This is a genomic window from Allorhizobium sp. Av2, assembly GCF_021462805.2.
Lineage (GTDB): Bacteria > Pseudomonadota > Alphaproteobacteria > Rhizobiales > Rhizobiaceae > Allorhizobium > Allorhizobium vitis_G.
In genome coordinates this window covers 3,011,421-3,020,000 of sequence record NZ_CP192696.1, presented here as the reverse complement: position 1 = coordinate 3,020,000, position 8,580 = coordinate 3,011,421, and the positions used below count along the sequence as shown (strand labels likewise).

The window sequence follows — 8,580 nt, the reverse complement described above, 5'->3', positions numbered from 1 at the left end:
CACTCTGGATCGTTCGTTGTTCATCGTCTTTGACGATGTCTGATGAATGATCGGATTACCGTTGCCTGACCGCGCGGTACCGGATTTGATCTCGAGAAGCTGGTCTTAAGATAGACTGCAAGTGAGCTGCTCGGCGTAGCTCCAATAAAGCAGATCTATCGAACACGTCGATGGCATCATTGGTTTGGTTGGGTTGTAAAAGGTAACCCGGCCTGTTGCTCGTTTCCTTTGGAGGCGACAGCGAGATGATGAGCATTGGCAATGAGAACGATTAAGTGTCGTAAGGGCATTTGGTGGATGCCTTGGCATGCACAGGCGATGAAGGACGTGATACGCTGCGATAAGCCGTGGGGAGCTGCGAATAAGCTTTGATCCATGGATTTCCGAATGGGGAAACCCACCTTAAATGCTTAGAAAATCCAAACTGTCAGTGATGACGGCTTGGGTTTCTAAGCATTGTTAATAAGGTATCTTATCCTGAATACATAGGGGTAAGAAGCGAACTCGGGGAACTGAAACATCTAAGTACCCGAAGGAAAGGACATCAACCGAGACTCCGTAAGTAGTGGCGAGCGAACACGGACCAGGCCAGTGGCAATGAGGAATAAAGCGGAACAAGTTGGAAAGCTTGGCCATAGTGGGTGACAGCCCCGTACGCGTAGAACACTCATTGTCCTAGAGTAGGGCGGGACACGTGAAATCCTGTTCGAACATGGGGAGACCACTCTCCAAGCCTAAGTACTCGTGCATGACCGATAGCGAACAAGTACCGTGAGGGAAAGGTGAAAAGCACCCCGACAAGGGGAGTGAAATAGAACCTGAAACCGGATGCCTACAAACAGTAGGAGGGCGAAAGCCTGACTGCGTACCTTTTGTATAATGGGTCAACGACTTAGTGTAACTAGCAAGCTTAAGCCGGTAGGTGTAGGCGCAGCGAAAGCGAGTGTTAATAGCGCGATTGAGTTAGTTGCATTAGACCCGAAACCGAGTGATCTAGCCATGAGCAGGTTGAAGGTTGGGTAACACCAACTGGAGGACCGAACCCGCATCTGTTGCAATAGATTGGGATGACTTGTGGTTAGGGGTGAAAGGCCAATCAAACTCGGAAATAGCTGGTTCTCCGCGAAAACTATTTAGGTAGTGCGTCGATCGAATACCTCAGGGGGTAGAGCACTGGATGGGCTATGGGGACTCACCGTCTTACTGATCCTAACCAAACTCCGAATACCTGAGAGTACTAATCGGCAGACACACGGCGGGTGCTAACGTCCGTCGTGAAGAGGGCAACAACCCTGACCTCCAGCTAAGGTCCCCAAGTCATGGCTAAGTGGGAAAGGATGTGAGGATCCCAAAACAACCAGGATGTTGGCTTAGAAGCAGCCATCATTTAAAGAAAGCGTAACAGCTCACTGGTCTAAATAAGGGTCTTTGCGCCGAAAATGTAACGGGGCTAAAGCCATGCACCGAAGCTGAGGATGTGCAGTAATGCACGTGGTAGCGGAGCGTTCCGTAAGCCTGTGAAGGGACAGTCGTGAGACATCCTGGAGGTATCGGAAGTGCGAATGTTGACATGAGTAACGATAAAGGGGGTGAGAGACCCCCTCGCCGAAAGACCAAGGGTTCCTGCTTAAAGTTAATCTGAGCAGGGTTAGCCGGCCCCTAAGGCGAGGCAGAAATGCGTAGTCGATGGGAACCACGTTAATATTCGTGGGCCTGGTGGTAGTGACGGATCACACAAATTGTACAGTCTTACTGGATTGATTGTGCAGTGGAGTGGTTCCAGGAAATAGCTCCACCGTATAGACCGTACCCGAAACCGACACAGGTGGTCAGGTAGAGTATACCAAGGCGCTTGAGAGAACTATGTTGAAGGAACTCGGCAAATTGCACGCGTAACTTCGGAAGAAGCGTGACCCCTTTTTACGCAAGTGGAGAGGGGTGGCACAGACCAGGGGGTAGCGACTGTTTATCAAAAACACAGGGCTCTGCGAAGTCGCAAGACGACGTATAGGGTCTGACGCCTGCCCGGTGCTGGAAGGTTAAAAGGAGAGGTGCAAGCTTTGAATTGAAGCCCCAGTAAACGGCGGCCGTAACTATAACGGTCCTAAGGTAGCGAAATTCCTTGTCGGGTAAGTTCCGACCTGCACGAATGGCGTAACGACTTCCCCGCTGTCTCCAACATAGACTCAGTGAAATTGAATTCCCCGTGAAGATGCGGGGTTCCTGCGGTCAGACGGAAAGACCCCGTGCACCTTTACTATAGCTTTACACTGGCATTCGTGTCGGCATGTGTAGGATAGGTGGTAGGCTTTGAAGCTTGGACGCCAGTTCGAGTGGAGCCATCCTTGAAATACCACCCTTATCGTCATGGATGTCTAACCGCGGTCCGTTATCCGGATCCGGGACAGTGTATGGTGGGTAGTTTGACTGGGGCGGTCGCCTCCGAAAGAGTAACGGAGGCGCGCGATGGTGGGCTCAGACCGGTCGGAAATCGGTCGTCGAGTGCAATGGCATAAGCCCGCCTGACTGCGAGACTGACAAGTCGAGCAGAGACGAAAGTCGGTCATAGTGATCCGGTGGTCCCGCGTGGAAGGGCCATCGCTCAACGGATAAAAGGTACGCCGGGGATAACAGGCTGATGACCCCCAAGAGTCCATATCGACGGGGTTGTTTGGCACCTCGATGTCGGCTCATCGCATCCTGGGGCTGGAGCAGGTCCCAAGGGTTTGGCTGTTCGCCAATTAAAGCGGTACGTGAGCTGGGTTCAGAACGTCGTGAGACAGTTCGGTCCCTATCTGCCGTGGGTGTAGGAATATTGACAGGATCTGTCCCTAGTACGAGAGGACCGGGATGGACATATCTCTGGTGGACCTGTTGTCGTGCCAACGGCATAGCAGGGTAGCTATATATGGAATGGATAACCGCTGAAGGCATCTAAGCGGGAAACCAACCTGAAAACGAGTATTCCCTATCAGAGCCGTGGAAGACGACCACGTTGATAGGACGGGTGTGGAAGCAGGGTAACCTGCGAAGCTTACCGTTACTAATAGCTCGATTGGCTTAATCGTTCTCATTGACCATGCTCATCAAAGCCTTCGGCTTTGATGATGCCATCTGTTTTGTCCTGACGCTGTCGGCTCTTTGAGCCTTCGCTGCGGACGGCCCGCACCATCAGGTGCGACGGCCCTTGGCCTTGCGAGCGGAGCTCGTCACGGCCACGGAAACAAAAAAGACGTGTTCACACAATAAGAAAACGGGCAACGCCCACCAGCTTCTCAATTATGCAAAGCATCAATACGGTTCCGTATCAACGCTTTGGCACCCTTCTGAGCGCAAGCGAAGAAGATGGGTTTGCCAAAGAAAAGGGAACAATGTTGATGCGAGAGCATCAACATTGCCCTTAGCTGACCTGGTGGTCATGGCGGGGCGGCCGCACCCGTTCCCATTCCGAACACGGCCGTGAAACGCCCCTGCGCCAATGGTACTTCGTCTTAAGACGCGGGAGAGTAGGTCGCTGCCAGGTCTGCTAATGGCAATGTTGTAAAGACATCAATCAAATCAATCATCTTCTCTCCAAAAATTCGGCCCTGCCGACAACAAAAAGGGTCGCATAAAGCGACCCTTCTTACGTTGAAAAATACACTAAAATATAACGCGGGGTGGAGCAGCCCGGTAGCTCGTCAGGCTCATAACCTGAAGGCCGCAGGTTCAAATCCTGCCCCCGCAACCAAATAAATCACCGCAATACCATCAAAGCCCCTCAACCGCAGGGGCTTGGCGTTTGTCATTGTCATGGTGACCTAGCCTCGTTGAAATAATCCATTTTGAAGTAAGCTCTGGGCCATGCCATGTATGGTTTCGTCGGGAATCTAGCCCTCGGCTTAACCTCGTAAACACCCTCAATTTCGATGCTACCGCTTTTCGAAATTGCTTTTGTGTAATTTGCGAGGGGGTTGACGTAGCGCAAAGCGGTGTGAGCAGACATCAGTCATTTATGTCCGGAAGGCTTATGTCTTCTGGATAAATCGAGGATGGTGGCGATGGCACAGTTTAATTCCGCTTCGAACGAGAATTCAATCGCCTTGGAGGCATTGCATCGCGACGTTATTGACCTTCGCGCTGACATTGCTGCTCATGCGCAAGATTTGTTGCAAGGTCTGTGCGGCTCAGCGGTGGTTCCCGCGCAACATAGACCAGCGATTGAGAACCTTTGTCACTATCTTTCACTGCGCCACCGTGACCTTCGTGTTTTGCAGCGCGAGTTGATGTGGAGAGGGCTGTCGTCTTTGGGACGTCTGGAAAGTCGCGTGCTTCCAACCTTGGATGCCGTCTCCGCTGCGCTGTCGGGACTACAAGGTGTTGCGTCACACCTGGATGAACTGTCAGAGAGTAAATTCTTTGCCGGAGAGCGATCGTTGCGGGCGGCAACAGAGGAATTGCTTGGACCAGCCCGCTCTTCTCGCCGTGGGCGGATCATGGTGACCATGCCGAGCGAGGCGGCTGATCAGCCGGATTTTGTGCTTGATCTCGCCGCACGCGGGATGGACATTGCCCGGATCAATTGTGCACATGATGACGAGAAGGCGTGGACAAAGATCGCAGGCCACGTCCGCGCGGCGTCAGAGATCATTGGTCATAAACTCACCGTGTTGATGGATATCGCAGGACCAAAAATTCGCACGGAAGCCGTTGCGGGGGAGAAGCGCAAACTTCAGGTCGGGGACAGCCTCAGATTGGTTGCGCAAGGAAAGCCGCGACCAACAGAGGATGTCGGGTTTGCGGCGACCGTGTCGGTTCCCGAAATCGTCACCCGCGTCGCTGTGGGCCATCGGGTTCGATATGATGACGGCAAGCTTGAAGGTGTCGTCGAAGAAACGGGTCCAAACGAAGCGGTCATTCGTGTAACCCATACCAAAACCGGTGGTGTCAAACTCAAGCCCGAAAAGGGTTTAAATCTGCCCGATACAGCGCTTGGTCTTTCGCCGCTGACGACGAAAGACTATTCCGATCTAGAAACCGTTATGGCACAGGCGGATATGCTGGGCTATTCCTTTGTCAGTCATGCCAATGACATCGACCTCTTGGAGGATGCACTGGCAAAATTTCCGGCTCGGTTGCAGCCGCTTGGCGTGATTGCCAAGATCGAGCAGCCGCAGGCTGTGACCAACCTGCCGGAATTGATCGTGCGAGCCCGATGCCGCAACCGCCCGTTTGGCGTGATGATCGCGCGGGGTGATCTTGCGGCTGAAATCGGCTTTGAGCGCGTAGCGGAAATGCAGGAGGAGTTGTTGTGGCTCTGCGAGGCTGCGGCTGTACCCACCATATGGGCGACCCAGGTTCTCGAAGATCTTGTCAAAACAGGTCTGCCCTCCCGTGGAGAGATGACTGATGCCGCCATGGCCGCCCGCGCCGAATGTGTGATGCTGAACAAGGGGCCTGCGGTGGGTGAGGCAGTGAGCCTTCTCGATAGTCTTCTTGCCCGTATGGACGGACATGTGTTCAAGAAGACCCCGACGCTTCGCGCCTTGAAATCATGGTAGCGGACGATTTCTAGAGCATCGGACCGAAAAGTGGGAACCGGTTTTCGGATAAATCCGATGCGCAAACAAAAACCTAGAGCATCGTGCTGGTTCCGATTTTCTGTACGATGCTCTAGTCGCTATCATCTTCTGATATTTGACCCTCTCGGCGCTGGCGGAGAGGGTCAAATATATTTCAATTGTTGTTTTGTGGGTCGCCGTTACAGCGCTTATTCCACGTAGTATTTGTTGTATTGTTTACGGAATTTCTCCGAACCGCCAAAATCGCTATAGCGGGTCAGGGTCTGCATATCGGTCTTGTTCAAGAGAACGCCAAGGACCTTATTGCTGATATGCGGTTCTGCTTCGAGTAGATCGGAGACCAGCTTCTTTGGTGTCTTGCCCCATTCGACAACAAACACAAAGCCATCTGCCAGGGGCGCGAAGGCCTTTGCATCGACGACCGGGCCAAGTGGCGCAAGGTCGACGATAATGTAATCGAACGATTGGCGAACATTTTCGAGCAAGGCATTCATTCCAGGTGATGCAATGAGCTCGTTGGTATGCGCCAGAGATCTGGCTGCTGCGCCTGGAACGATAGGCAGGACGGCAAGTTTCGTTTCCTGATCCACCTTGATACAATCCTGCCAGGAGACCTCACCAAGCACGGCTTGCACGAGGCCGGTTTTCGGGGCGGGCTGTAGAAGCCGGCTAAGGCTCGGATTGCGCAAGTCGGCGTCGATCAGCAATGTCCGCTTGCCGCTGGAGGCAAGCAGAACGGCGAAATTTGCTGCAACCGTGGACTTACCTTCACCAGGCAGCGCCGACAGAATACCGATCACGCGGCTTGTCTTACCCTGCAGGATAATATCGGTGGCAAGCTTGGTATTGCGCAGGGTTTCGGTAAAGGCGGACCGGGGCGCTTCGATTACGGTTCGCATCATTCTGTCGAGTGATACATTTTCTGCCCCAGGAACGACAGTTGCTCCCTTAGGCGCTTTTTGACGCCAGCGGGCGAGTTTGGGGTTGATTGCCTTTTTCAACTTTGGACCGAGACGGGGCAGGTAACCTAGCGATTTTTGGCCAAGTGTGGTGCGCACATCGCTTTCCAGCCGGAAATACCGCTCCTGCATTTCCTGAAGAAAGGCTAGCCCGGCACCGACCATCAGGCCGAGAACCATGGAAAGAGCAATCACCATTGTCTTTTTAGGGCTGGATGGTGAGGCGGGTATACCAGCCTCCGAGATGACCCGCGCTTTGGCCGCTGGCAAGGACTGGCTTTGGCTGGCCACTTCGTAGCGATTCAGGAAAGCTTCATAGAGGGTTTTGAGCGCTGACGATTTCTGCTCAAGCTCTTTCAGATGCACCAGCGATCGATTGGCATCGGAATTTGTGCCGGTCAACTTTTCCAGGCTGCCGCGCAGCGATTGCTCGCGCGATTTGGCAACGTCGAATTCATTGCCATAGCTTGATGTCAGCTGTTGCAGTTCCTGGAAAATCTGGCCGCCGACATTGTCTTTTTCAGCCTTCAGTGCTTTGGCCTGGGGATGGGTCGGGCCAAAATTGGCAACGATATCCTGTTCACGCTTTTCGATCGACAAATACCGGCTTCGCAGATCCTGAAGCACCTGGTTGGCGCCAGCCTGTCCGGAAACGATGGCATTCTTCACCGCATTTTGCGGGCCTTGCGTGACGATGCTTTTATATTGCTCGTAGCGGGCCTGGGCGCTTGCCGCATCGGCCTGGGCAACGATCAGCTGTTTGTTGAGGTCGGTCAACTGCTGTTCGGACATCAGTTCGCCGCCCGTTTGGGTCAGGCCGTTTTCTGCCTTGTATTTTTCAACGTCCAGCGAGGCCAACTGGGCACGCTTTGCCAGATCGTCCAAGCGACCTTGCAGCCACAGCGTTGCTCGCTCACTGGCATCGAAATTGGCGTTCAACTGATCGGTCAGAAAGGCATCTGCGTAGGCTTTGGTGACTTTCGCCGACAGCAGAGGGTCGGGAGAGCGATAGGATACGGCAATGACCGCACTTCGCATCACCCGTTCCACGGTAATGTTCTGCTGTAGCATGGCAGCGGCCTTGCCGCGCTTGCCTGCTGCGATTTCCGCATCGGTCAATTTCGGTCCAGGGCTGACCAGCCTTTTCACGGACCTCAACATGTCCTTGACGAAGGATACTGGCGAGGCGGGGGGATTGGTGACCAGCTCGTTATCACTGAGCTTGGCCTCGTCAACGACCCGCAGGGCCATGCTGTTGGATTTGAGGATTTCCACGGCGCTGGCCAGTTCCGTATCGGCCTGGGAACGGTCACCGGGCGCTGCCTTGTCGTCCTGCGTGTAGCGCGACAGGCTGTCATCCAGCAGGATCTGCGTCATCGACGTATAATAGGGCGTCGTGAAGAGGAGATAGGTAATGCCGAGCATCACGAAGAGGGCGATCGACAGACCGACGATCCTGGCCCTGCGCACGGCAATGGTCAGCAGTTTATCAAGATCGATAAAGGAATCGGCTTCAGGCTGCTCCCGTTGCAGAACGGCTTTATAGGGATAACTTCTCTCGTTCATGGGGCGGCTCTTCATAATTCGTTGCGGAACATAGTTTGGTCCAAGGATGTCTCGGCGGCACCAGGCATAAGCCGGAAACCGGCTTCAAACGTGGTTGAGGCATGGATGGCTGTCAGGAAAAGACCTCCGCTGACCTGCCGGGATCCATTTAGGGTTCGTCTCCCGCCAATGCCGTGCGGGCGGGAGCTCTTCGTCCGGGCATGGTCTGTCAACGGACAGCTGGACCGCCGCGACTGCTCATGCACATTGGAAAAACTCACACTCATACAGCACTCCAAACCCTTGATCTCGACAGATGCTCGTTTCCCGGCTTCGTCAGGCTCGGAATGATCCTGCCCGGACGAAGCAAATTGTAGAACAATGTTGATTTTCCGGCGCCTGATGTCATCCATGACGAACAAAGCAGACCCAGGCACTTTATAGTCAAGCATCGCTTTCGCCTTAAATCGATTTCGGACTTAAGGATTTTGCACTATAGGACGTCTTGGTCCGCC

At 53.7% G+C, this 8,580-nt stretch carries 3 protein-coding genes, 1 tRNA gene and 2 rRNA genes; 4 read left to right on the top strand and 2 right to left on the bottom strand.

Annotation, left to right across the window (positions count from 1 at the left end):
- Positions 1-269: 269 nt before the first annotated feature.
- The 4 genes from FS819_RS14160 to FS819_RS14145 all read left to right on the top strand — a co-directional run bounded on the left by FS819_RS14160 (position 270) and on the right by FS819_RS14145 (position 5,540).
- Positions 270-3,068, top strand: a 23S ribosomal RNA gene (locus FS819_RS14160).
- 340 nt (positions 3,069-3,408) lie between these two features.
- A 5S ribosomal RNA gene (gene rrf, locus FS819_RS14155) occupies positions 3,409-3,523 on the top strand.
- A gap of 130 nt (positions 3,524-3,653) precedes the next feature.
- A tRNA-Met gene (locus FS819_RS14150) sits at positions 3,654-3,730 on the top strand.
- A 577-nt stretch (positions 3,731-4,307) separates the two neighbouring features.
- A complete protein-coding gene (locus FS819_RS14145) occupies positions 4,308-5,540 on the top strand; it encodes a pyruvate kinase (protein WP_234625134.1) in 1,233 nt (410 codons plus the stop codon).
- A gap of 209 nt (positions 5,541-5,749) precedes the next feature.
- Here FS819_RS14145 and FS819_RS14140 read toward each other — a convergent pair whose 3' ends face one another.
- Both FS819_RS14140 and FS819_RS14135 read right to left on the bottom strand, forming a co-directional pair.
- Positions 5,750-8,086: a polysaccharide biosynthesis tyrosine autokinase gene (locus FS819_RS14140; protein ID WP_070167102.1), complete on the bottom strand. Its 2,337-nt coding sequence runs from the start codon at positions 8,084-8,086 to the stop codon at positions 5,750-5,752.
- Between the two features lie 11 nt (positions 8,087-8,097).
- On the bottom strand, positions 8,098-8,517 hold the full coding sequence (locus tag FS819_RS14135; protein ID WP_156551537.1) for a hypothetical protein: 420 nt from the start codon (positions 8,515-8,517) through the stop codon (positions 8,098-8,100).
- Positions 8,518-8,580: the final 63 nt, after the last annotated feature.

What these genes read in the sequence shown, in the direction of transcription:
- FS819_RS14140 (WP_070167102.1), bottom strand. Translation starts at nt 8,086, where the DNA reads ATGAACGAGAGAAGTTATCCCTATAAAGCCGTTCTGCAACGGGAGCAG.
- FS819_RS14135 (WP_156551537.1), bottom strand. Translation starts at nt 8,517, where the DNA reads ATGCTTGACTATAAAGTGCCTGGGTCTGCTTTGTTCGTCATGGATGAC.